Source organism: Clostridium paraputrificum AGR2156, assembly GCF_000424025.1.
In the GTDB taxonomy this organism is placed as follows: domain Bacteria; phylum Bacillota; class Clostridia; order Clostridiales; family Clostridiaceae; genus Clostridium; species Clostridium paraputrificum.
The window spans coordinates 148575-174933 of sequence record NZ_KE384122.1 but is presented as its reverse complement, the minus strand read 5'-3'; the positions used below and the strand labels follow the sequence as shown (position 1 = coordinate 174933).

Annotated in this window: 26 protein-coding genes; 2 read left to right on the top strand and 24 right to left on the bottom strand. The window is 29.9% G+C overall.

The genetic code is table 11. The features are described from left to right. Positions 1-125: 125 nt before the first annotated feature. The 12 genes from G594_RS0115590 to hemC form a co-directional block, all read right to left on the bottom strand. Positions 126-1682: an ABC-F family ATP-binding cassette domain-containing protein gene (locus tag G594_RS0115590; RefSeq protein WP_027099391.1), complete on the bottom strand. Its 1557-nt coding sequence runs from the start codon at positions 1680-1682 to the stop codon at positions 126-128. 83 nt (positions 1683-1765) lie between these two features. Then, complete coding sequence (locus G594_RS0115585; protein WP_027099390.1) at positions 1766-2626, bottom strand: CPBP family intramembrane glutamic endopeptidase; 861 nt, start codon at positions 2624-2626, stop codon at positions 1766-1768. A gap of 305 nt (positions 2627-2931) precedes the next feature. Next, on the bottom strand, positions 2932-3501 hold the full coding sequence (locus G594_RS0115580) for a DUF3867 domain-containing protein (protein ID WP_027099389.1): 570 nt from the start codon (positions 3499-3501) through the stop codon (positions 2932-2934). A gap of 104 nt (positions 3502-3605) precedes the next feature. Continuing rightward, positions 3606-4661 (bottom strand): ABC transporter substrate-binding protein, encoded by a 1056-nt coding sequence (locus G594_RS0115575; RefSeq protein ID WP_027099388.1) that lies wholly within the window; start codon positions 4659-4661, stop codon positions 3606-3608. Positions 4662-4823: 162 nt separating this feature from the next. Further along, a complete protein-coding gene (locus G594_RS0115570) occupies positions 4824-5372 on the bottom strand; it encodes a hypothetical protein (RefSeq protein ID WP_027099387.1) in 549 nt (182 codons plus the stop codon). Positions 5373-5442: 70 nt separating this feature from the next. Then, positions 5443-5985, bottom strand: coding sequence for a nitroreductase family protein (locus G594_RS0115565; protein WP_027099386.1), 543 nt, complete (start codon positions 5983-5985; stop codon positions 5443-5445). A 338-nt stretch (positions 5986-6323) separates the two neighbouring features. Continuing rightward, positions 6324-7094 (bottom strand): formate/nitrite transporter family protein, encoded by a 771-nt coding sequence (locus G594_RS0115560; protein ID WP_027099385.1) that lies wholly within the window; start codon positions 7092-7094, stop codon positions 6324-6326. A gap of 64 nt (positions 7095-7158) precedes the next feature. Next, the gene (locus G594_RS0115555) at positions 7159-7944 is read right to left on the bottom strand and encodes a sirohydrochlorin cobaltochelatase (RefSeq protein WP_027099384.1); all 786 of its coding nucleotides are present in this window, start codon (positions 7942-7944) and stop codon (positions 7159-7161) included. A 1-nt stretch (position 7945) separates the two neighbouring features. Continuing rightward, positions 7946-9229 carry a glutamate-1-semialdehyde 2,1-aminomutase gene (hemL, locus tag G594_RS0115550; RefSeq protein ID WP_027099383.1) on the bottom strand — a complete coding sequence of 428 codons (1284 nt, stop codon included), beginning with the start codon at positions 9227-9229 and terminating at the stop codon, positions 7946-7948. Positions 9230-9277: 48 nt separating this feature from the next. Further along, a complete protein-coding gene (gene hemB, locus G594_RS0115545) occupies positions 9278-10243 on the bottom strand; it encodes a porphobilinogen synthase (protein ID WP_027099382.1) in 966 nt (321 codons plus the stop codon). A 3-nt stretch (positions 10244-10246) separates the two neighbouring features. Continuing rightward, positions 10247-11719, bottom strand: coding sequence for a uroporphyrinogen-III C-methyltransferase (cobA, locus tag G594_RS0115540; RefSeq protein WP_027099381.1), 1473 nt, complete (start codon positions 11717-11719; stop codon positions 10247-10249). Positions 11720-11723: 4 nt separating this feature from the next. Then, the gene (hemC, locus tag G594_RS0115535; protein WP_027099380.1) at positions 11724-12602 is read right to left on the bottom strand and encodes a hydroxymethylbilane synthase; all 879 of its coding nucleotides are present in this window, start codon (positions 12600-12602) and stop codon (positions 11724-11726) included. Between the two features lie 210 nt (positions 12603-12812). Between hemC and G594_RS0115530 the strand changes: the two genes are divergently transcribed. Continuing rightward, positions 12813-13331, top strand: a complete 519-nt coding sequence (locus tag G594_RS0115530; RefSeq protein ID WP_027099379.1) for a hypothetical protein — start codon at positions 12813-12815, stop codon at positions 13329-13331. A gap of 46 nt (positions 13332-13377) precedes the next feature. Here the strand turns inward: G594_RS0115530 and asrC are convergent, their stop codons facing one another. From asrC to G594_RS0115495, 7 genes are all read right to left on the bottom strand, one after another. After that, the gene (gene asrC / locus G594_RS0115525; RefSeq protein ID WP_027099378.1) at positions 13378-14346 is read right to left on the bottom strand and encodes a sulfite reductase subunit C; all 969 of its coding nucleotides are present in this window, start codon (positions 14344-14346) and stop codon (positions 13378-13380) included. Between the two features lie 13 nt (positions 14347-14359). After that, positions 14360-15151, bottom strand: a complete 792-nt coding sequence (asrB, locus tag G594_RS0115520) for an anaerobic sulfite reductase subunit AsrB (protein WP_027099377.1) — start codon at positions 15149-15151, stop codon at positions 14360-14362. 1 nt (position 15152) lies between these two features. Further along, complete coding sequence (gene asrA / locus G594_RS0115515; protein ID WP_027099376.1) at positions 15153-16160, bottom strand: anaerobic sulfite reductase subunit AsrA; 1008 nt, start codon at positions 16158-16160, stop codon at positions 15153-15155. A 92-nt stretch (positions 16161-16252) separates the two neighbouring features. Beyond that, a complete protein-coding gene (locus G594_RS0115510; RefSeq protein WP_027099375.1) occupies positions 16253-16930 on the bottom strand; it encodes a Crp/Fnr family transcriptional regulator in 678 nt (225 codons plus the stop codon). Then, positions 16923-17582 (bottom strand): NAD(P)-dependent oxidoreductase, encoded by a 660-nt coding sequence (locus G594_RS0115505; protein WP_027099374.1) that lies wholly within the window; start codon positions 17580-17582, stop codon positions 16923-16925. Before G594_RS0115505 ends, G594_RS0115510 begins: the two co-directional genes overlap by 8 nt. Next, entirely contained in the window at positions 17540-18745 is a 1206-nt protein-coding gene (gene hemA, locus G594_RS0115500; protein WP_027099373.1) for a glutamyl-tRNA reductase, read from the bottom strand. The genes G594_RS0115505 and hemA overlap by 43 nt, the downstream gene beginning before the upstream one ends. Before the next feature lie 162 nt (positions 18746-18907). Beyond that, on the bottom strand, positions 18908-19768 hold the full coding sequence (locus G594_RS0115495) for a 4Fe-4S binding protein (RefSeq protein ID WP_027099372.1): 861 nt from the start codon (positions 19766-19768) through the stop codon (positions 18908-18910). A gap of 161 nt (positions 19769-19929) precedes the next feature. Here G594_RS0115495 and G594_RS0115490 point away from each other — a divergent pair, with 161 nt between their 5' ends. Further along, positions 19930-20571, top strand: a complete 642-nt coding sequence (locus G594_RS0115490; RefSeq protein WP_027099371.1) for an undecaprenyl diphosphate synthase family protein — start codon at positions 19930-19932, stop codon at positions 20569-20571. 104 nt (positions 20572-20675) lie between these two features. Here G594_RS0115490 and G594_RS0115485 read toward each other — a convergent pair whose 3' ends face one another. From G594_RS0115485 to metA, 5 genes are all read right to left on the bottom strand, one after another. Continuing rightward, positions 20676-22097 carry a HAMP domain-containing sensor histidine kinase gene (locus G594_RS0115485; RefSeq protein WP_027099370.1) on the bottom strand — a complete coding sequence of 474 codons (1422 nt, stop codon included), beginning with the start codon at positions 22095-22097 and terminating at the stop codon, positions 20676-20678. Positions 22098-22103: 6 nt separating this feature from the next. Next, the gene (locus tag G594_RS0115480) at positions 22104-22799 is read right to left on the bottom strand and encodes a response regulator transcription factor (protein WP_027099369.1); all 696 of its coding nucleotides are present in this window, start codon (positions 22797-22799) and stop codon (positions 22104-22106) included. An 88-nt stretch (positions 22800-22887) separates the two neighbouring features. Further along, positions 22888-24240, bottom strand: a complete 1353-nt coding sequence (locus G594_RS0115475; RefSeq protein WP_027099368.1) for a sodium-dependent transporter — start codon at positions 24238-24240, stop codon at positions 22888-22890. Between the two features lie 111 nt (positions 24241-24351). Continuing rightward, on the bottom strand, positions 24352-25353 hold the full coding sequence (locus tag G594_RS0115470) for a tyrosine-protein phosphatase (protein ID WP_027099367.1): 1002 nt from the start codon (positions 25351-25353) through the stop codon (positions 24352-24354). A 12-nt stretch (positions 25354-25365) separates the two neighbouring features. Further along, the gene (gene metA, locus G594_RS0115465; protein WP_027099366.1) at positions 25366-26289 is read right to left on the bottom strand and encodes a homoserine O-acetyltransferase MetA; all 924 of its coding nucleotides are present in this window, start codon (positions 26287-26289) and stop codon (positions 25366-25368) included. Positions 26290-26359 lie beyond the last annotated feature (70 nt).

Sequence of the window (26359 nt, the reverse complement as noted above, 5' to 3'; positions counted from 1 at the left end):
TATCTTATTCCATATTTCACCATGTTATAAATAAAAACGAGCCAGATATTATTCTAGCTCGTCTAAATCATAGAAATTATGTAGTAACTTTATCCTTAACTCTTCACTAAAATGCTTTAAATACATTAAACCATTTTAAGAGTCCACTCTTCACAATTCCAAATTTCAGTAGCAACTTCTCTATAGAATTCTGGTTCGTGAGATACAAGTAAAATTGATCCCTTATATTCCTTTAAAGCTCTAGCTAATTCATCCTTAGCATCTTGGTCTAAGTGGTTAGTAGGCTCGTCAAGGATTAATATATTAGTTTCTTTATTTATGATTTTACATAATCTAACCTTAGCAGCTTCTCCACCTGAAAGAACCATAATTTTAGATTCTAATTGCTTTGTAGTTAATCCACACTTAGCTAAGGCAGCTCTTATTTCATATTGAGTAAATGAGGGGAATTCTGACCATACTTCTTCAATACAAGTGTTAGTATTTCCACTTCTATCTTCTTGTTCAAAATATCCTATTTCTTGATAATCTCCTCTTTCTACTTCCCCACTTAATGGATTTATAAGACCTAAAAGACTCTTAAGTAAAGTAGATTTTCCAAGACCATTAGCCCCAACTAAAGCTATCTTTTGTCCTCTTTCCATATAAAGATTTAGTGGCTTAGTTAATGGTTTGTCATAACCTATTACTAAATCCTTAGTTTCAAATATAACCTTTCCTGAAGTTCTAGATGGCTTAAAGTTAAATTCAGGCTTTGGCTTATCCTTTGAGAGCTCTATTCTTTCCATTTTATCAAGCTTCTTTTGTCTTGATTTAGCCATGTTAGATGTAGCAACGTTAGCTTTATTTCTAGCAACAAAGTCTTCAAGTCTTGCAATTTCCTTTTGTTGCTTTTCATATGCTTGTTCTAATCTCTTCTTATTTTCTTCATATATTCTCTTAAATTCATAATAATCACCAACGTATCTAGTTAGCTTTCTTTCTTCAACATGATAAATTAAATTAACTACTTCATTTAAGAAAGGAATATCATGTGATATTAATATGAATGCATTTTCATAATTTTGCAAGTATCTCTTTAACCATATAATATGTTCTTCATCTAAGTAGTTAGTAGGCTCATCAAGTAAAAGAATGTCTGGGTTTTGTAATAATAACTTTCCTAAAAGAATCTTAGTTCTTTGTCCACCTGATAAATCATCTACATCTCTATCTAACCCTAAGTCTAAAAGCCCAAGCCCCTTTGCCACTTCTTCAACCTTTGCATCAATAACATAGAACCCATTATTATCTAATAGGTCTTGAATTACAGCTGTTCTTTCAAGCATCTTTTCAAGCTCTTCTGGTGTACAGTCTCCCATCTTTCCATATAGAGTATTCATTTCTTCTTCTAAATCGAAAAGATATTTAAAAGCATCTCTTAACGCATCTCTTATAGACTGTCCCTTTACTAAAGCTGCATGTTGGTCCATATATCCAACTCTAACATTATTTGACCAAATTACTTGTCCCTCATCTGGCATTAATTTATTTGTTATTATATTCATAAATGTAGATTTACCTTCACCATTAGCTCCAACAAATCCAACGTGTTCACCTTTTAATAATCTAAATGAAACATCTTCAAAAATTGCTCTGTCACCAAAGCCATGATTCATATTCTTAACTGTTAAAATACTCATATGTTCCTCCAATAATCTTATCTTACTTGCTTTTTATATTATAAATGATTTTTCTATAAAATAAACTGGAAAATCCATATATTTTACTGTATTTTTTTATTTTTTATAAGAAATATTAGTGAAACTAACATTAAAATTATAACCATTGTAACAATTAGTCCACCTTCTGGTCCAAAAGTCCCTCCATTTAAAATAGAATTACCTACAAAAGTCATTTCATAAAGCTTAGGTGTCGTTATTCCACTTACAGGCATTCCATATATGCATCCTTGAAAGAAGTTCCAAGTTATATGAAACCCTGTACTAAGCCAAATACTCTTTGTTTTAACATACATAAATCCAAATAAAATTCCTACTAAAAATATATTAAGAAAAGGAATAAGTGAAAATCCATTATTACCATAATGCATTAATGAAAATATAACTGCTGAAACCATTACGGCAAACCACTTATTATTATTGCTTACTTCCATTGCTCCAATTATATAGCCTCTCGAAAGCAATTCTTCAGCAAAACCAACAAATATAAATAAGATAAAATAAACAACTAAACTTAGTGAAAATCTCGGTTCTAATAAGCTATTTACTAAAACTCCACTTTTACTAATTATTATCAGAATAAAAGCTAATGTAATAGCTGCTATCCCCATAACTAATCCTAGTATTAGATTCTTTACTTCTTTTTTATTTAAAGCCTTTAACCCAATCAGAGACAAATCCTTCTTAAATAATACTTTCCATGACAATATTGGTGTAAGAATCAAAACAATTTCCTGGGAAAACATAAGTATAATATATATATTTTCTCTTATAGATCTAGAAATGACTACCAGACTACCTATTATATTTGCCATTATAAATAATAAAATATACTCAACCAAAAATAAGATAAGTATTTTCCATCCAGAGCGAACTTCTCCTTCTTCATTCTTAAAAACTTTCATCATATACCTCCCATAACTCTATACTATTTACATATATATTACCATTTATAAAAATATACCAAATCAAAAGGTGGGGTGGATATTTATTTTGATTGTTCCGTCGCAAGCTCCAAGTCACATGGAAATAAATCTCCCCCTCACTCGTACTAAAGGTAAGGAAATTATAAAATTATTATCCTTGATTTTATAATTTTTTAATATAAAATTGTAATAATACCTTTGATTTATAGCAAATTAAAATTTTTTAATTTCCTAAACATAAAAAAAGAGAAGTTGCTATTGCAATTTCTCTTTTCAATGATTCTTTAGTATTGGTAGTCACTTGTATTTTCACAAAGTTTAATTTGTAAAACTTGATTATCTCTTAATTTCTTATAGGAACACAAAAAGTCACTAAGCTCTAAATCAGCTAAGTCTATTTTTCCTTCACTATAAATAAGAACATTTTCTTCATCTAAAACTATTGTTACATTATTCTTTTCATTTCTGATTTTATATCTTGATATAGCTTTAGTTTCTATTTGAGAATTATACTTTTCGTTAAAACTCATATTTTTTCTTACCTTTTCATAATCGCTACTAATCTCTGATACATTTATTCCTGCTGACTTTAATTGTTCATCTATCATTGATGAATCAAAGCCATATCTCTCCATAAGCTTCTTTTGTATGTTAAAGAATTGTTCTTGAGTTATATTATTTTCTTCCATGTATTTATATATATTTCTAGTAAAATCAGCCATTGTGATTTTACCTTGTGCCATATCATAATATAAAGAGTACATATAATCTTCAAGTTTATCTACAAGCTTATCTTCATCTTTTTCTTTTGCCTTATTTCTAAGCTCGTTAAAATCAATGATTCTATCGTCCATAATATCACTCCTTTTTGTATATTATATAATAAAAGTTTACCTTTAACTACAATGTTTATAAAAAAATAAGGAAAAGCTTATAATTAGCTTTCCCTTATAATTTATTAATTAACAGATTTTATTTCTGTCCAAGCTTCATCATATATCTTCTTTACATCACTTGGAAAATCAACATATATTTCACATCTATCCATTATTTCTTTAGGCATATATGCATTAGGGTTATTTCTAACCTCTTCTGGTTGTTCTAGTCTTGCTTCTCTATTTGGTGTTGTATATCCAATTTCATCAGCAATTCTTAAAGCACTTTCCTTATCACTTACAAAGTTTATAAACTTTTCAGCCCCTTCAACATTTGATGCATTGTAAGGTATGCATAGGCTATCAATCCAGAAGTTTGCTCCTTCCTTAGGTACAACATATACTAAGTTTGGATACTCGTCTTGTAGATTTAATCCTTCTCCAGACCAAATCATATTTATATCAGATTCCCCTGCTGGAATCATTGTTGTTCCATTATCAACCCCATATAATGGGCTAACTAACTTTCTTTGATCTAGTAATAATTGTTTTGCCTCTTCAATTTCTTTTGCATTGGTTGTATTTAAAGAGTAATTTAACTTCTTTAAAGCAGCTCCCATTGTATCTCTATATGTATCAAACATAAAGATCTTTCCTTTATACTTTTCATTCCAAAGTATATCCCAACTGTCAACAGGTTCTGTTACTACATCCTTATTATAAATTAGCCCTACTGTTCCAAACATATAAGGAACTGAATACTTGTTGCCTGGATCAATATCAAGATTTAAATATGCCTCATCCATTTGAGAAATATTAGGAATGTTATCCTTATTTAACTCTTGAACAAGATTTTCTTTAATCATTCTTGGCATTAAAGCGTCAGATACTAAAATAACATCGTATTTTACTCCTCCATCTTTAATTTTTTGATACATTGTTTCCATATCATCAAAAGTAGTTATGTTAACCTTAATACCAAACTTATCTTGAAATTCTTTTATAGTTTCTTCATCTATATTCTCCCCATAGTTAAGAAAGTTGATTTCTTTTGAAGAATCTTTATTACATCCTATAAAAAAGGTACCCATTATAACCATACAAATTGATAAACTTAATAATTTAAATAACCTTTTCATTTTGTACTTCCTTTCATTCTATTTAAACTTTAAATATTCTTTTGGCATTATATCATTATTTCAAGTATATGTTCAATAGATAAGTAATATTTATTATTACTTCACAAAAATTAAAAAACTGTTACAAAGGACTTAACCTTTTGTAACAGTCGATATAAATAACTATTTTTTCTTTTTCTTTTTATTAGATAATACCATTCTACTTTGAACCTTTACCTTTGTAGAAGGTCCCTTTGCTGCATTCTTATATAACTTATAATGTGCATAGAACCCTATTAATAATAATGGAATGTAGAATGTTGCAAGAACTCTAATATATAATGCTACTGGAGCTAAGAATGAAGCAACAAAAAGCATTATGTTCACATTATATCTGTCACAAAGCCTATTATATAATGTAATTGCATAAATAGACCAAGCGACAGAAACAATTGCTCCAATTATAGTGAATGCCATATTATCTACTATAGTAGTGGATACCGAACCTGTAATAAAACTTACAATAGCTAGTATAATCATTATCATATTACCACCAGCCACTTTAATTACCATATATGAATTTGCAAAAGGTATCCAAGCAAGCCATGGGCATTTTACTTTTTCTACCTTTGCTATCTTATAAATTGCTAATGCTGATAATACATAATTTACAATTCCAAATAACATATTCATAACTGCCATTAATCCTATTAATGATGTTGTTTCGTACATTATAAACCCTCCCATACTTTTGTATAGATATAATCATATCATATTTATTTATACGTCAACAAGTTATAAATCAATATTCATTATAATTAATTATATCCTTTACATTTTTTCTAATCTTCCTTCTTGTAACATCACTTGATGGATATCCTAAGGATATAACTAACTTAATTTCTCTGTTTTTAGGAATACTTAAAAGTTCCTTTATTAACTTTTCCTTAAACCATCCCATCATACAAGTTCCAAGACCAAGCTCAGCAGCTCCTAAACAAATATGTTCACAAGCTATACCTATATCTAAAGAGGTATAGTCCATTCCTTTAATCTTTTCACCAATTCCTGATACTAAATTTCTCTTCTCTGCTACAACCACAATAAAAACAGGTGCTTCAATAGCAAATTTATTTAGCCCCACTAATGGATCATACAAGCCCTTAACTAAACTTTCCTTTTTATTCTCGTCATCAACAACTATGAACTTCCAAGGTTGAGCATTACATGCAGATGGAGCAAGCCTTGCCCCCTCAATTATTTTTTCTATGAACTCTCTATCAACTTTTTTATCCAAATATCCTCTATCGCTTTGTCTTTTACTAACTAAATCAAAAAAATTCATTTTCCAATCAACTCTCTTCATAAAATTCTCCACATCTTCATTATAAAGTTGTTTTTTTTAATCATCAATTAAAGGCTAACCCTTACATTTCCTATTTATTTAAATATTTATATATTGTTATATTTATAAGAATTTTTGTTTTAAAAGAATTTTTCTAAGATTTATTATTTATATTAATAATATTATTTTTATTTTTAATATAAAGTGGGGTGGATATTTATTTGATTCTTCCGTCGCTGTTCTTAAAGTCACATGGAAACAAATATCAATTCCACTCATATTGAAGTTAAGGAGATAAAAAAAGAAGAACTACACTCAGTTCCTCTTCTCTCTAAAAATTATTTTTTCTTTCCTGTTAAGAAAATATATGATCCAGCTATTACTCCAGCTCCTCCTATGAAGTTACCAATTGTAACAAAGATAAGATTCTTAGCCATAGCACCTAGAGCTAGTCCACTTCCTGCTGGTATTAACTTAACTATTGCAAATAATCCCATGTTCGCAATACTGTGTTCATATCCTGCTGTCATAAATGCAAATACACACCAAAGAATCATCATTATTTTTCCTGATTCACTCTTCATCTTATAACACATCCAACAAGCTAAACAAACAAGAATATTACAGAATATTCCTCTTATAATCATCTCAGGTGCAGTAAGAGATATCTTGCTCTCAACAGTTTTAATCATATAGTAAGCAGTAGATTCATTTATTAATCCACCTTCTACAAATAAAACTGCTGCAATAATTGAACCCAAGAAATTTCCAAGCCAGCTAAATCCACATATCTTAGCTACATCAATCCACTTAGTTTCTTTTTGGTTTGCACCAATTACCATTGTCATTGTATTACTTGTAAATAAATCAGCTCCAGCAAAAACTATTAAACATAATGCAATACCAAATGATAATCCCATTACTATTTTTGTCCATGGTGAATCTGCAGTACCTAAAAGTCCACCTATAACATAGGCCAACATTGTACCAAAACAAACATATAATCCACCAAGCATTGAAGATAAACCATATTTTGCAAAGCTATCTTCTAACATATCCATTTTCTTTCTCGCAGAATGCGATATTGTCTTTAGTTCATTGATATACATACGTACGCTCCTTAGTAAAAATAATTCCCTTAAAATATCCTTAAAAATTTTATAATAAGACAAGCTATTTATCAAGTATCTTAATTAGGCTTTTTAGGTATATTTCTCTAAATTCATATCTTTCTCCTAAAGAGGTATCCTGCTTATTTACTTTAAATCCATTTAATTCTAATTTCGAACACCAAGACTCTTTATTCTCTCCAAATATATCCACCTTAGCATGGTACCCTGACACTATTAAAAAAGAGGTTACTGTTAAGGAGTTTACATTATCTTTTTTAAGTTCTTCTACTATTTCATCAAAAGTTGGATTTCCTGCTAAAGTTGCAAAGTATATTCCTTTTATATTTCTCTTTTTAAGTTCCTTTCTAACTAACATAAATGGTACGTCACAAGTATTTTTAATACCATGCCCAATAAAAAGTATAGGTTCATCCTTCGGCTTTATAGATATAACTTTTTCAATAATATCATCCATTTTACTAAGACCACCACGCTCCTCTAAGGATAACAATGGCTCTGCTATGGTCATAGATTTAAATTTATCTTTATAGCTCTCAGCAATCTCTTCAATATTATCTTGTTCCTTACCTCTAATAAGATGAAGAGGAAGTATTATTACTTCCTCCACACCCTCTTTATATATTCTTTTTAAAGCTCCCTCTAAACTATGAACTTGTATATCATGCTTTAAAAGTAACTTTTCTCTTATATGTCTAGAAGTAAAGACTTTAATTACTCTATAATCTGGAAAAGCTTTATTTATATCTCTTTCTATTGGGTCAATACTATTTTCTATCCCTTTTCTTTCAGATGTTCCAAAAGAGGTTAATAATATGACCTTTTTCATTTTACTCTACTTCCTTTTTAATAAATTCTTCAAATGCTTTTAAGAATTTAAAAACATGTGTAATATTATGTGTTGTTGATAGGAATGATGCCTCATATTGTGATGGTGCTATATTAAAGCCACTGTTTATCATATGAGTAAAGTATCTCTTAAATCTTTCTTCATCACATTCCTTAACTTGGTCATAAGATGTTACTTCCCCATCTTTGAAGAATATAGTAAACATTCCACCTGCTCTATTTATAGTAACTGGGAAATTATACTTTTCTTTAATCTTATTAATACCATCCTCCAGCTTCTTACCTACATTTTCAATGTGATTATAGTATTCTGGATGATCGTATAGTTGTCTTAATGTTGCAAGCCCTGCTGCCATTACTATTGGATTTCCTGACATTGTTCCAGCTTGATATACGCCACCTAATGGTGAAAGATGTTCCATAACCTCTTTTCTACCACCATATGCACCACATGGAAGTCCTCCTCCCATTATTTTTGCATATGTTACTAAGTCTGGTTTTACATCAAAAAGACTTTGAGCTCCTGTAAATGATACTCTAAATCCTGACATAACTTCATCAAATATAAGTAAGGCTCCAAATCTATCACAATACATCCTTAGCTTTTTAATAAACTTTTCTTGTGCTTTAACAACACCCATATTACCTGCTACAGGCTCTATAATTACTGCTGCTATTTCTTTACCATAATTTTTGAATAATTCTCTAACTTGATTTTCATCATTATAAACACCAATTAATGTGTTCTTAACACTTTCTTCTGGTACTCCAAGAGATCCCGGGATTCCTTCAGTTAAAACCCCTGAGCCTGCTTCTACTAAAAATCCATCAAAATGTCCATGATAACATCCAGCAAATTTAATTATTTTATCTCTTTTTGTATATCCTCTTGCAAGCTTTATAGCGCTCATAGTAGCTTCTGTACCTGAGTTAACCATTCTTACCATCTCTACATTAGGCATAGTTTCACAAAGGAACTGAGCCATTTCTAGTTCTAACTTAGTAGGTGCTCCAAAGGCTAATGCATTTTCTGATGTTTCTTTAATAGCTTTCACAACTCCATCATTGCAGTGACCTAATATTAAAGGTCCCCAAGCTAAAACGAAATCTATATATTCTTTTCCATCCTCATCAGTTATTATTACACCTTTTCCCCTCTTAATTACAGGAGGATTCATTCCCATATTTCTATAAGCTCTAACTGGACTATTTACTCCACCAGGCATATATTTCTTACTTTCATTAAAAATGCTTTCATTACTCATATAAATTACTTTCCTTTCCTAACAAAAATGAAGAGTAAAAGATTAGCATTAACCTCTTATCTTCTTTGCTGCATAAATTGCATAATAGGTTATTATTATATCAGCACCAGCCCTCTTTATGGAAGTAAGCATTTCCATAACTATTCTTTCCTCATCAATTAGTCCTGCTTTAGCTGCTGCCTTTACCATTGCATACTCACCACTTACACTATAAGCTGCAACTGGAACTATTGTATTATCCTTAACTTCTCTTATTATATCTAAATAAGAAAGAGCTGGCTTTACCATAACTATATCTGCTCCCTCTTCAAGGTCCATCTCTACTTCTTTTAAAGCTTCTCTTCTATTAGCTGGGTCCATTTGATAAGTCTTTCTATCCCCAAACTTAGGTGCAGAATCTGCTGCTTCCCTAAATGGGCCATAGAATGCAGAACAATACTTAGCTGAATAACTCATTATTGATACGTTTTTGTACCCATTATCATCTAAGGCTTCTCTTATATAACCTACTCTACCATCCATCATGTCAGATGGTGCTACCATATCTGCTCCTGCTTCTGCATGAGATACTGCAATTTTACACAAATATTCTAAGGTTTTATCATTATCTACATATTCCCCATCTAAGATACCACAATGTCCATGATCTGTATACTCGCACATACAAACATCTGTAATTACAAATATATTAGAATCAATTTCCTTAATTTTTCTAACAGCTTTTTGTACTATTCCATCCTTAGCAAAGCCCTCTGAACCACAACAATCTTTAGTTTTAGGTATACCAAAAAGAATAACTCCTCTTACTTTAGCATCCCTTACTTCTTCAATAATTTCATGAAGTCTATCTAATGAATAATGATAACATCCTGGTAAAGAGCTTATTTCCCTTTTTATATTTTCACCTTCAACAACAAAAATAGGTAAAATAAAATCATCTGGTGAAAGAGTTGTTTCCCTAACTAATGCTCTAATATTTTCATCTCTTCTAAGTCTTCTTCCTCTATTAATCATTTACTACACTTCCTTATTCACAATCTCAACAATTTCCCTTAAAAATCCATCCTCTGAATGTTGCTTACACATAAGCCCATCTATTCCACGCTCCTTTAAAGCCTTGAAAGTAATAGGACCTATTGCAATACATTTCTTTTTCTTAACTTCTTCAATTCCAACCATATCTACCATATTATTCACTGTACTTGGGCTAGTAAATAATACTATATCTACTTCATCAAAGCTTCTTTTATTTTTAACCTTCCCTGGAACTGTATTATAGGTATGAACTCTATCCACTTCTAATGCTAAAGCTTCAATTTCATCCTTTAAGAAAGTTCTACTCTTTGATGAACATGGAATTAACACCTTTTCTCCAGGTTTTAAATCTTCCTTAATAGCTTCAAAAAGCCCCTCACCAACAAATTCTCTAGCCATTTTATAAGCTTGTATTCCTCTTTGTGCTAAAGCTTTCTTAGTAGCCTTTCCAACTACAGAAAATTTAGCTTTTAACCTTCTTATATCGTAATTTTTTTCTATTAAATAGTCAAAGAAAATATTAACCCCATTTACTGAAGTAAAAATTATGTGATGGTATTTATCTAACTTTTCTACATATTCATCTAGGTTTTCTAAGGTTTTCTCAATCTTAATAGAACTTATACTTGTAACCTCTGCACCTAACTTAGTTAGCTTATCCTTTAAGCTTGATGCTTGCTCTCTAGAGCGTGTTACACAAATATTCCACCCAAATAGGGGCTTTTTTTCATACCAAGATAGCTTATTGCTTAAATTAACCACATCTCCCACTACAATAATGCAAGGTGATTGTAGTCCTGCTTCTTTAACTTTATCTACAATATTATCCAAAGTTCCAACAACCTTTTTTTGCTTGGATGATGTTCCCCTCATTACTATAGCTGCAGGGGTATTAATATTCTTTCCATACTTCGTTAAATTTTCTACTATTTTTTCTAAATTACTAAGGCCCATCATAAATACAAGGGTTCCAGTTTCATTTGCTAAAGCTTCAAAGTTTATTTTTTCTTCAACAGCTGTCATTCCCGTTACTATATGAAAACTTTGTGCAATACCTCTATGAGTTATAGGAATACCCGCATAGTTTAATACAGCTATAGGTGAAGTAACTCCAGGAATAACCTCAAAGTCTATTCCCTCTTTTTCTAAAGCTAGAACCTCTTCGCCACCTCTACCAAATACATAAGGGTCTCCCCCTTTAACTCTTCCTACTAAATGACCTTCATTAGCAAGCTTTACTATCATTTCATTTATTTCGTCTTGAGTTTTATAATGAGCACCAGGTTCTTTACCACAATAATAAACTTCACAGTCCTCACTTAAATAATTTAAAACATTATTGGATACTAATCTGTCATAAAGAACTGCAGTACATTCTCCTAATGCCTTTATAGCCTTTAAAGTTAATAATTCCTCATCTCCAGGACCTGTTCCTATTATATACGCCTTACTCATTTTACTACCTTCCACAACTTAATACTTTTTCTGCTAATCTTTTTCCTAGCTCTATGTTTTCTTCTATGGAACCATCTATATCTTTCTTTATTATTTTTCCATTCACCATATAAGTTCCAATCATATATATTTTACTTCCCTCTATAATTGAATAAGCTCCTATAAGGCTATGACAATCTCCATTTAGAGCTTTCATGAAGCTTCTTTCTGCTTCTACTTCTAAACGTACCATCTTATTATCTAAAGCCTTAAAATACTCTTTATTTTTACTATTTTTTAAACACTCTATTCCAAGAGCACCTTGACCTATTGCTGGGATGAATATATTAGGGTCAAAATAGTCTGTTATTATTTCCTCCATCCCTAATCTTTTTAATCCTGCAGAGGCTAAAATTATACCATCTAACTCTTGTTCTTCCATCTTTTTAAGCCTAGTTTGAACATTACCTCTAATAGGTACAATCTCTAAGTCACTTCTTATCTCTTTTAAAAGTGCAGCTCTTCTATTACTACTTGTTCCTATCTTTGCACCTTGCCTTAATTCACTAAAATTAATACCTTTTCGTGAAATAAATGCATCTCTAACATCTTCCCTTTCAGGCATTGCAACAAGTTCAAATTCTTCAGCTAATTGAAAAGGAACATCTTTCATGCTATGTACTGCACCATCTGCTTTTCCTTCTATTAATGCTATTTCTATTTCCTTTGTAAAAAGTCCTTTTCCACCTATCTTATCTAAAGTTACATCTAATCTTTTATCACCTTCTGTAACAACTAATAACTTTTCAGAATCTATATTTTGTTGTTCTTTTAATAACTCCATAACTCTCTCAGTTTGAACCTGAGCAAGCTTACTTTTTCTTGTTGCTATAATTAAACTCATTTATTTCACCTCATTAATTTATATTGCCTCATATTTCTATATTATATTCTATCATTTACCAAGTCCAATAGGTATTTTTTATCTTTTCAAAAGGCGTTTAATTATATGTAGTTTTAAATACATTTATTGTAATTTATTTGTAAACACTATCCTTATGTAAACTGCTACTCTTAAATTATAGAAAATAAATAAAAAGGGTGAGAAAACTTTATGAAGAATAAATTTATATCTTTTTGTCTTTTGTTAGCTTTACCAATTGCGTTAATATCCTGTAATACCTCAAAAAATGAAGTTATTCAATCTAATCCTTCTCCAAAAGAAGAAGTTACCAGTGGATTACAAGAACAACCTGAAGAAAACCTAATAGAATCTAACATTGCTACCCCATATACCAAAGAACAATCTATAAAAAATAATGATTTAGTTTATTACGCTAAAGAAGAAAAATATGTAGATAGTACTCCTCTTAAAAACTTCTTAGATAATGTAAAAAATAATAAACCTGCTAAAGTTAGATACACTCAATATTATGAAGGCTTACTAGATAAAATGAGAGATGTTGAATTTGACATTAAAGCATTTAAAGTGAAAGAATATGATACTAAATCTCCTGAATTAAAATATTATAACTATACAGTAATAGGAGGGGAATCCATTACTATTGTAAGTAACTACTATAAACTAGAAGGGGATGGAATGAAGCTATTCCCTGTAGAAAACAATAAATAAACTTTTATCAAAGAGAGGGACTGCATAGCAATCCCTCTCTTTAAAACTACTCTCTATATTTAACTCCGCTCCAATAAACATTGTCTTTTACTATAGCATCCTCCGGTAATTCTACTCCTTCAAGAACCCATTTCTTAAATTCCATAAATCCAGTTCTATCAACAATATAACCTACATGCTCTTTTCCACCTGGAGCATTTCTATCTATATATTGTTCAACATATTTGTAACAATTGTTTATAATCTTAACTATACTATCTTCATCAGCCCATATAATAAAATCTTCTCCAAGTCTTGGATTTTTCTTACCTGTCCTTCCCATGATAGTAAGTCTATAATATTTCTTCTTGCTTCTAGTCCAAGCACCTGTAGGACAATTAATTACACATTCCCCACATCCGATACATCTTCTGTGATCTCTAATAACCCTATAGTTTTCTGCATGTAAAGCTTCTGTAGACTTCTTCTTACAAGCTCTTACACAAGCACCACAAGATACACACTTTTCTGAGTCATATTGTGGCATTGTCATACCTATAATACCAAAATCATGCATTCTAGCTTTAATACAATCATTTGGACATCCTGTTAATGCTATCTTAAAATGAAGATCATTAGGGAAAATTTCTTTTTCAATTCTCTTAGCAAAATTAGTAGTATTATAGTTTGCATATGGACAAACATTATTTCCTATACATGCAGATACATTTCTTGTTCCTGCTGCTGTATATCCCTTACCTGGGATTTCTTGATTTATATCTAATCCCTCTATAATAGGTTGTAATAATTCATTAACCTTGTCTATATCTGAAAACTTAATTCCTGGTATTTCAAACCCTTGTCTAGTTGTTAAATGAACAGTACCATTTCCATAAGTATCAGCTATTTCTTGAATTAATCCAAGATACTCTGCTTTTAAGTGTCCACCTGGAACTCTTACTCTTGAAGCAGTAATTCCTCTAGTTTTTGTTATTCTAAAAGCGTTCTTTTTTAACTTTTTAGTATTTATATCCATATTAACTACACCCCTAATCTCTTAAAAGTTTGCCTTTGGAATAATTAAATACTGGTCCATCTAGACATACATATGTATCATCTATTCTACAGTGTCCGCATTTTCCAAGTCCACAACACATCTTTCTTTCATGTGATATCCAAATGTTTTCTTCCTTCATTCCAAGCTTTAAGAACTCAGCCACAGTAAACTTCATCATCATTGGAGGTCCAACTACAATAACTTGTGCAGTATCCATATCTTCAAACTTAAGTTCTGGAATATACTTTGTAACTAGTCCAACATTTCCTTCATACCCTTCTTCAGCAGAATCTACTGTTAAAGTGAAGTTTATATTCTTTTCCCACTCCTTCATGTCTTCCTTAAATAACATATCCTTAGGAGACTTAAATCCTGCTATAACTCTTGTACTTGTTGCATCTTGAGGATTCTTTGAGAAGTAATCTACTATTCCCTTTACTGGAGAAAGTCCAGTACCACCAGCAACTATAACAACTTCTCTTCCTTTATAGTTTTCTACATCGAATCCATTTCCATAAGGTCCTCTTAAAAATAACTTATCTCCCTTATATTTAGTGAAAACTTCGTTTGTTACCTTTCCTACTTTTCTAATAGTTAAGTCAACATAATCTTCTCCTATTCCACTAACTGATATTGGAGCTTCTCCAAACTTAGGAATAGAAACTTCAAAGAATTGTCCAGGCTTTACATTCCCTTTAAATGACATTCTAAATGTATATTCTATATCTGTATGTTTAATAACATCTAAAACTTCTGAAACAAATGGCAAATATTCATTATGCATACTACTTCACCTCATCCATAGCTTTTTCTAACTTATTAATACAATTTGAGAATGATATATACTCTGGACAGATATCATCACATCTACCACATCCAACACACATGTGATATCCCCATTTCTTCTTATAATCATAAACTTTGTGAAGAACCTTATATCTCATTCTTTCACCCTTAGCTCTTCTAAAGCTGTGGCCACCTGCCATATCTGTATACCCGTCAACTTGACATGATGCCCATACTCTTCTTCTTTCTCCTACCTTGCCATTATCTCTGTAAATAACATCTTGCATTGTAAAGCACGTACATGTTGGACATACAAAGTTACATCTTCCACAGGCTATACATCTTTGAGAATATTCATCCCACATCTTAGAATCCATTACTGATAAGTCTAAATTTTCAGGGATGTTAACCTTTACTTCATTCTTTTCTACAAATTCAGGTATAACATTAATATCTTCTTCAGCAAATATTTTTACTAATTCTTCAATTTCTTTATCTTTAACATCTAATAAAACTTCATTTCCATCTACTTTTATGTAACAATCATATTCATCAGTTTTATTAGTTCCCATATCTACACAAAAACAATTTTCAAAGCTTTTTTCGCATCCAAACACTATAAACTTTGTCTTTTCCCTAATCTTTTTATAATAAGGGTCAACAAATCCATTTCTTAGATAGATATCATCTATTCTTTTAACTCCATGTAAATCGCAGCTTCTTAGGAATACTACTAAATTCTTTTCTTCTACCTCTGCTTCTTTCACCTTATCTTCTGTAAAGAAGAATAAAACTTGTGTTATTGGTAAAAGTACTTCCTTATATGAAAAATCTGATTTTTTATCAAATTCTATTTCTTCTATTTTATTTATCTTTCCATATCTAATTCTATCTGTATCTGAAAAAGTTCCTTCTCCTTCAAAAACTTTAGGAGCATATACTTCACTATTCTTTTGTAATTGAACTATAAGCTTATTCATATTTTCTAGAGTTAATCTATATCCCATATCCACATCTCCTTACAGAAAACTTGTCTTTGTTCTTATATCGTTATTATAATAACAATATAAAAAAAACTCTGTGATAATTCTCACAAAGTTTAATTATTTTTAAAATATTTAGCTAGTTTATTTTTATCTTTTACAATGATTTTTTTACCATTTAATACTATAAGTTCTTCTTTTTGCAATACTTTTAACGCTCTAGAAATAGTTTCTCTTGGAGTTCCAAACATATCTGCAAGATAAGTAATACTTATATTAAGCCCTATCTCAACTCCATCTTCAACCTCCACTCCATGGTCTTTAGCAAGTTTCCATAGCTTTGCAGCAACTCTCTTTTCAATCTTAATAGGAGTAGCATTTTTTATCTGTCTATATAATCTTCTTACTTTTTTAGATAATGAATTAATTACTACAGTAGTTAGTTCAAAGTCCTTTGACATAATTTTTACAAATTCATCTCTATCAAAACATAAGATTTCACTATCTTCAAAAGCCTCACAACTTATCGATGCTGGTAAATCATCTAATACAACATCATTTATTATTTTTCCTTCTCCTAGTATAAAAATAATTCTTTTATGGGCTTTTTCACCTATCTTATATAATGTAACCTTTCCTTTTAAGACAATAAATATTGTGGTTACCTTATCTTTATCAAAAAATATATGTTCACCTTTTTTATACTGCTTTTCTATACATAAGGAAGTAAGGGAATCTATTGTTTCTTGCTTTAATCCAGAGAATAATTCTAAATCACTTAATTTTTTACTCATTATTAAAATCCTTTTCCTTAAAAAACATTTTTAATATTATATTAGATTTTTTTATTTTATAAAAGAAAAAGAAATCTTCTGTAGAAATAAAATCTGTTAAAACTTTTTTAATACTACTATCTTTACACCTATTTCTTAATATAGTAGTATAACCAATAAAATCATCATATTTTAATAGTTCTTCTTCTACCTTTTGCGCTATAAATCTACTTCCTTTAGGATTTCCTCTTCTTGTATTAACACCAACAACAATATTTTTCAAATCTTTTTGCATTGGTATTGACCCCATTCCTTCCATAAATTCTGTTGAATCTATGTATATCCTACTTTCTTCTTCGCAATCTCTCTTTATTTCTTCTTTTTTATTCTTATCATCTATAGCTATAATAACCAAATGCTTATTTTTTATAAAGTTTTTATCATATTCTTTTTTATATATTTGTATATTTTCTCCCTTAAACTGTTTAAATTCTTCCCCTATTTCTTTTGCTAAGACCTCCACTAAGCATCCTTGATTAAAAAAATGCTTTGCTTTAATAAAGCCACCTCGTCCTGCTCCAATAATGCCTACTCTTAGTTTTTTTGAAAATACTGATATTAAAGAAAACTCTATTCCTCTGTTAAGAATATCTTCCTCACTATTCTTAAACATTCTTCTTCACTTCCTTCAAGGGTCTCATTTTTTATGACTTCAATAGCTCTATTAATATAAGCATCTGAGGTACTTTTTAATAACATTTTTACAAGCCCTTCATCTTTTAGATCCCTACTTTTATTTTGATAAGTATTTAATCTTTTTGAGTATACCTCTTCGCCTTTCATCTTTAATTCTTTTATAATTGGCGAAATCTCTCGAAGAGCCTTCCATTCCATATATTCCTTTAAATATTCTTCATAAATATACTTATATTCTGACATTCTTTGAACTCTTAATGCTTTATTTTCGTCATCAACTTCACTTATTTCATCAATATTATATACTTTTACTTTATTTAATAATCCAACTTCTACTTCAACATCTCTTGGTACCGCCATATCAAATATAGATAATGTCTCTCTTCTTTCTACAATATCATCTTTTAAAACAACAGCATGTGGAGCATTAGTGCAGGATATTATAGAATCTACTTCTTGAATAAATTGATTTTTTTCTTTGAAATTTATAATTTTTACATTTTCCTCATGTAAATCCTTAATTTTTCCCGGCTCTCTAACTACTAAATATATATTTTCCACCTTATGTGATAAAAGATATTTAACAGCAAGTCTTCCTATTTCTCCATAACCAATAACCATAACTTTTTTACATTTTTCTTTTAACATAATAGAAATTGCAACTGAAATAGATGAAACTGGTATCTCAAACAATTTTGCTTCTGTTCTAAACTTTTTACCACAGGTTATTCCTTCTTGAAATAATCTTCCTAACTCTCCACTACATGTACCTTCTTCTAAGGATTCAATATAGACATTTTTAATTTGCCCTAAAATTTGATCCTCACCTACTATTCTTGAATGATAGCCACAAGCAAGCCTAAATAAATGTCTATATGCTTTTTCCGCTTCCACATAAAATATAAAGGGCTTTAATTCATCATTCCACCCTATTGTTTTAAAGATTACGTCTATCACTTCTTCTTTATTTAGCTTACTATCTACATATATTTCTGTTCTATTACATGTTGTTAATATTATTACTTCATCAAAATATTTCATTAATTCATTTAATATTTCATTTTTTCTCTTCTTTTTTATAGTAAAGGCTTCTCTAATTTGAATTGGTATATCTCGCCTTATTCCCATTAAACTAATCATGATTTCACTCCAAAATTTTTCAAATAATATTATTATTTTATCCTATTTTCTTTATTGTATATTAACATACAGCTATTTAAAATGATATAAAAATAAAAGATAATAAAGATGACCTCTTGTTTTTTCATCTCTATTATCCTATTTTATATATTAATGCACATTTTATATACTATGTAAAATGTCATTAATAAATTTTTCTTGTCCTATTCTATCCATAGTCTTACAGATTCTTTCTCCAGCCACACCATTTTCTTTATAATAATCCATAATATTATCAACTACGCCAACAATATCATCTTCGCTAAAAATTCTTCCTAAAGATGTTCCAAGACTCATTCCTCTTCCAAATCTTCCACCAACAAAAATTTCTGCTCCTTTTTCCCTAGCAATAAATCCACCTGTTCTACAAGCTCTTACACATCCACCACATTTCACACATAATTCCTCATTGAAGACAATTTTTTTATCCACTAATTCTAAAGCCTTTTGTCTACATGCTTTTACACAAAGTGAGCATCCGACACAATTTTCCTCTACATATTCTGGCACAGTTCTTCCCATTATTCCAATGTCATTTAAACTCGCTTTTGCACAGTTATTGGCACATCCCACAATACCAATTTTACATTTTGCGTGAGTATCAGTTCCAAAATATTTTTCTTCTAGTTCCCTACAAATTCCTTGGGTATCAATATTTCCATGTAAGCATACAGTGCCCTTACAAGAAACAAGTGGTCTAACCTTCATTCCAGTACCACCATGTCTCAATCTCAGTTTTTGAGATTCTTCAATTACATTTTCAACATCTTCATTTTTAATCCATGGAACTTCAATTTGAAGTCTAGTTGTAACACCACTATATCCTTTTCCATATTTATCTGCTATATAATTTATATTTGCTAATTCTTCAGTAGTAAAATTCCCCGCTCTACTTAAAAACCTTACAGCAAAATGTTCTTTATCATTTTGTAATAAAAATCCCAATGCTTTTAATTCTTTTTGTCTTTTTTGATTTACTGCCATACCATCTATCCCCCTTGACAAATATATAACAATATTTTAGTAGATTTTTCATAATAGTTCCAATAATAATACCTTATATATGTTATAAGCAACTAGTTATATAGGATATTTTTTTAACTAATGGAAATAATATGATTATAAATTTGTTGAGGTGATATATAATGAGAATTCCAAAACATATAGGTATTATTCCAGATGGTAATCGAAGATGGGCAGTAAAAAATGGGATGACTAAAGATAAGGGGTACGCTCTAGGCATAAACCCAGGTCTTATTCTATTTAAACAGTGTAAAAAATATGGTATAGAAGAAATAACATTCTATGGATTCACTGTTGATAATACAAAGAGACCTAATGAACAAAAGTTAGCATTTACAGAAGCATGTATAAATTCAGTACAACTTTTAACTAAAGAAGACTGTGAAATATTAGTAATGGGAAATACAAAATCTACTTCATTCCCTAAAGACCTTATCCCTTTTACTAAACGTAGAACCTTCGGAAAAGGTGGTATGAAGGTAAACTTCTTAATTAATTATGGCTGGGAATGGGACCTAAACGAATTAAAATCTGCTGATGAAAAAAAGAAGAATATATATAATAATATTCACTCAAATGATATTTCTAGAATTGATTTAATTATACGTTGGGGTGGTAGGAGAAGATTGAGTGGGTTCCTTCCTGTTCAATCTGTGTACTCTGATTTTTATGTAGTAGATGACTTTTGGCCAGACTTTAAACCTGAACATCTGGATGAAGCTTTAAATTGGTACAATGAACAGGATGTAACCTTAGGAGGATAAAAATAAAAAAGGTAGGAGATATTTATTTCCTCTATACTTAAGGTAATGAAATTAAAATTTTATACTGGTCTAAACGTTAAAAAGGTCCTGTACCCAGGACCTTTTTAGTATTTATTCATTCTAATATAAAATATAGTTTTGTCATCATTTTTTCTTTTTACTATAGAAATTTCACCATTATGGTTTTCTACTATTTTCTTAGCAATAGATAATCCTAATCCAGAACCACCATCGCTTTTTCTGCTAGAATCTCCTCTTACAAAAGGATCAAAAAGTGTATCTTTTATATCATCCGGTATTCCTACTCCATTATCTGAAACTTCTATAACAATAGATCTCCCCAAATCCCTAAGCTCTATTTTTAACCTAGTTCCTGATGGATTATACTTTAAAGAATTATCTATTAGATTACTAATAACTCTCTTAAACAATCTCTTATCTATCTTTAACTCTATTACTATTTCTGGAATATTTACTACCAGATCAAATTCTCTTTCACTTATTTCATCAAAGTATTCAGCAATTAACTGCCTTAAAAACTCACAAATATCTACAACTTCTAATTTTAGCTTATACTGAACACTCTCTAACTTTACAAACTCAAAAAGGTCATCTACTAATTCCCCAACCTTTTCTGATTTGTTGTATATAGTTTTATAGTATCTCTTTCTTTGTTCCTCTTCTTCTATAAGATTTTCATATAATGCTGCTGAAAATCCTCTTATTGTAGTAATAGGTGTTTTAATATCATGAGATAAGTCTATTAACATTCTTGTTTTGCTTTCTTCAAGTTTTTTGTTTTCTTCTCTACTTGCTTTAAGCTTATCAATTAAATAATTAATTGTATCACTTATTACTATAAACTCTTTCTCCCCATCTAAAACTAACTTTTCTTCATAATCACCTTCTATAACTTTTCCTAATGCATTATCTATTTTACTTAATGGCTTCTTAAACTTCTTAGCCGTCCAAATACTGTAGGCTACAATACTAATTATAAAAAATACTAGTGCTATACTTATAACCTTTATATAAAGTTTAAATAATGGCTTTCCTAAACTATAGGGTACAGAAAATATATTAATAGCTAAAGAAACTTTATCTTCTGGTACTCTAATCAATATAGTTTTAAAATCATTATCCTCTTCTACTGTGTCAACTAACACAAAATATCTTTCATCTTCATCACTCATACTAATTGCCTGCAACAACTCAAATTCAGAGTAAGAATCCTTTAACAATTCATATTTGGGTACTTTCCCCATCCTATGAATAACATTTCTTTTACTATCTAAAACTTCAATAAAACCTTCAAGTTTTATTAATACATCTTCATTTAACTTAGAGTAATCATCATATTTACCATGAAGCAAATCTAATACTGGCGCCCCTCTGTCCTCCATAGACTTGGACATTTTATATCCTAAATAGGTGTATGCTAAGAAAAATATACTAGCTAATATTATTACAAATGTAATATAATTTTTAAATAAAGAGATTAAGAGTTTATCATTTCTTTTTCTCATAGTACTCTACCTTTTTTCGAACTTATATCCAAGACCCCTAACAGTCTTTAAATATACAGGATTTCTAGAGTCCTCCTCTATCTTATCCCTAAGTCTACTAATATGCACCATTATAGTATTGTCACCACTTAAGAACGCTTCATTCCACACTGCTTCAAAAATTTGATTCTTTGTTAATATTCTACCTGCGTTCTCCATCAAGTACTTTAATATTCCATACTCTATAGATGTTACTTCTACTTCTTTTCCTCTAACTATAAGTTTTACATTATATGTATCTAATTCTATATCTCCTATAACTATCTTAGGAGAAGCATTCTGTTTAGCGCTTAATTTATATACCCTTCTTATCTGAGCATTAACTCTAGCTACTAATTCTAAAGGATTAAATGGTTTTGTAATATAATCATCTGCACCTAAATCTAGGCCCAATATTTTATCAGAATCTTGATTCTTGGCTGATAGCATTATTATTGGTATATTGTATAGTTTTCTTATCTCTTTAATCACCTTATACCCATCTACACGAGGCATCATTATATCTACAATTGCCAAATCAAAATTAGTATCGTTTTTTACTTTTTCAATGGCTTCTTGTCCATCACTTGCTTTTACCACACTATACCCTTCTTTTCCTAAGTATAGCTCTATTAACTCTAATATTTCTTTTTCGTCATCACAAATTAATATCTTATAATCCATTTTATCTCCCCTACTTCCACGATAAAGCATAAATAAAGAAAAGTCCTACTATGGACTTTTCTTTATTATACAATATCTTACACATTTGTTAAACGAAACTTTTAACAAATACTATTAATATTAGAATAGGTGTAACATACTTTATTACAAACGTCAACAAACTAACTACTTTTTGATTTTTTAATCTTCCTTTATTAGTTAATTGCTCTATTATAAAATCTTTTGATACCCCATATCCTAAAAGAAGTATCACTAGCAACCCATTAATAGGCAATAATATGTTAGAAACAAACTTGTCTAATGAATCAAATATTGTAAACCCAAAAATCTTTATATTTGCTAAAACTCCATCTGGATTAGCTGATAATGCAGCTAGTGAACCAATTAAAACAATAATTAAAATATTTATTATTATAGATTTTTTTCTTGAAATTTTCAGTTCTTCAGTAAATAAAGCTATAAGAACCTCTAATAAAGATATAGTTGCCATAGTTGCTGCCATAGCGGCTAATCCAAAGAAGATTATTGATAAAATACTTCCTCCTGGCATTTTTGCAAATATTAATGGCACGGTATTAAATAATAATCCTGGTCCTTCAGTTGGAGCTAGTCCAAAAGAAAAAACTGCTGGAAAAATAGCAAGTCCTGCAAGCAATGATACCCCAGTATCAGCTATAGCAACCTTTCCTGCTGTTCCGATTAAATTATTATCTTCAGTAAAATAACTGCCGTATGTTACCATAGTACCTGTTCCTACAGACAACTTAAAGAAAGCTAATCCTAAGGCTGATAAAATTACACTTACTGTTACCTTAGAAAAATCTGGCTTTAATAAAAATTCTATACCACTATATGCACCTGGAAGAGTTAAACTTCTTAATACGCATAGTATTAATAGTCCCATTAATATTGGCATAAGTACTTTGGTTAACTTTTCTATACCACTTTTAACTCCCATACCTAATATAGAGCCTGCAACTACTAAAACTATAACCTGCCATATAATCGGCGAAATAGGTCCTAAGCTTGTACTGTTAAAAATTTGTGCAGCCTCTTCTGCTGTAACTCCTTTAAGTACACCAAATAAGGCTTTAAAAACATATGAATACACCCATCCTGCAACTACTGTATAAAAAAATAGCATACAAAATGTTGATAATACCGCTATATATCCTATTGATTTAAACCTTCTCTTATCTGTAACTTTTGATATAGCTCCACATACATTTTTTCTTGTTCCTCTACCTACTATAAATTCGCTTATTAATGTTGGTAAACCAATCAATAATACACACCCTAAGTAAACAATTATAAAAGCTGCTCCTCCATTTTGACCTACAACATACGGAAACATCCATATATTACCTAAACCTACAGCTGAACTTAAGGTAGCAAAAAACACAGTAAGACTAGATGAAAATTTTTCTCTCTTCTGTTCCACGTAATCCACTCCATTTTCTTTAGTATAATTCAAATTATATATTAAAAATTGGAGTAATTATAATATTTTTATTTAATTTTGTCAAATTTTATTCTTTATTGTAACAATATTCTAATAAAGATATCTTTTCTTTAATTCTCTTCTCTTTGTCTTACTTAATCCATACTCTACCTCTAAGTACTTATCTATGTTTTCATATTTATCCCGTATTTCTTTAAATGACGCTTCTATATATTCTCTTCTTACTTCTAGCATCATATTTAATAGCTCAAAATGTTTAGGATTATTAGATAACTTTTTTATGGATTTAACTATTTCTTCATTTTTACTCTTTCTATATTCATTACTTAATAAATAATCCTTAATTACAGTTTCTTCTGGAACTCCAAGAATTAATAAGATAAGTGCAGAAGCAAACCCAGTTCTATCCTTTCCAGCAGTACAATGAAATAAAATAGGCATTCTTTCTTCATTTTCCATACAATCTATTAATTCTTTATAAGCAAGATTATTAAAAACAGCACTTCTATATCCATTCATAAGAAACTTCTTTCCATCAAAATGCTCTAAATAATTTTGATTAAAAATAGATATCATATCAAAGTTTCCATTATTATTATCTAACTCGGACATACCAGAAATATTTATATATTTAAGCCCTTCAATATAAGGATCAGGTGAAGATAACACCTCGCCCTTAGACCTTAAATCCAAGATTGTTTTTATACCTAAAGCTTTAAAATATTCAATATCTTCTTCTGTTAAATCTGATAATTTATCTGACCTATAAAATGTGTTCCATTTAACTCTTCTGCCATCTATAGTTCTATATCCACCTATATCCCTAAAATGATGTACTCCTACAAAGGGAAGTATTTTTTCTCCAACTAATTCAGAATTGTACCCCTCAGATTTTAAAAGAAATAATAATCTTCTTTTATTATCTGGATCTGTAAATATAACCTCATTACTATTCTCAATTCTTTCTATTAATAGTTCCTCATCATCATTTTCTAAATATATTTTTACAAGGGAATTTTTAGGTTCCTCCCATGTTATTTTCAATTTATTATTAGCTAATCGTATGCACTTTGCTTCTTCAAAATACTTCATAATTATTCCTCTTTAATCATTTCTAATATCATTAATATTAAATGGTGTATTTTGATATACACAATAATTTAACCAATTTGCAAATACTATATGGGCACTGCCCCTCCAAGACATCGCTGGCTCTAAAGTTGTATCATCATTTGGAAAATAATTTTCAGGAATACAAATTTCCAATCCCTTTTCTTTATCCCTAAAATATTCATCTTTTAGGGTTTCTCTATCATACTCTAAATGTCCTGTAATAAATACCTTTCTATAGTCACTTGTAGAAACAATAAATACTCCCGCATCATCAGATTCTGAAAGTATTTCTAATTCCTTAACCTTTTCTATATCCTTACTCTTTATTTCTGTATGTCTTGAATGTGGTGCAAAAAAGGTATCATCAAGCCCCCTTGTTAATTCAACATTTTCCTTTAACACCCTATGAGCAAAAACCCCAAACATCTTATTTTCTAATGGATACTTTGGCACTCCATAATGGTAATATAACCCTGCTTGAGCTCCCCAACATATGTGTAAAGTTGAATAAACGTTGCTTTTACTCCACTCCATTATTTCCTTTAATTCATTCCAATATGCAACATCTTGAAATTCCATCTGCTCAACAGGTGCACCTGTAATTATTAATCCATCAAACTTCTCATTTACAACCTCATCAAAATAGCTATAAAACTTATTTAAATGCTCTAATGGCGTGTTGTGAGATGTATAACTTTTAGTTTGTAGTAACTTAATTTCCACTTGCAATGGAGTATTGGACAAATATCTTAATAATTGATTCTCAGCTTGAATTTTCTTAGGCATTAAATTTAAAATTGCTATTTTTAATGGTCTTATATCTTGTGTTTCTGCCCTTTCATCATTCATTACAAATATATTTTCCCCACTTAATACTTTGTATGCTGGTAACTCCCTATTAATTTTTAATGGCATAATGTCATCCCCCTTTTTATTTCTTTGATATAATTACTACCATAATAAAACTATTATATCTTCCAAGAAG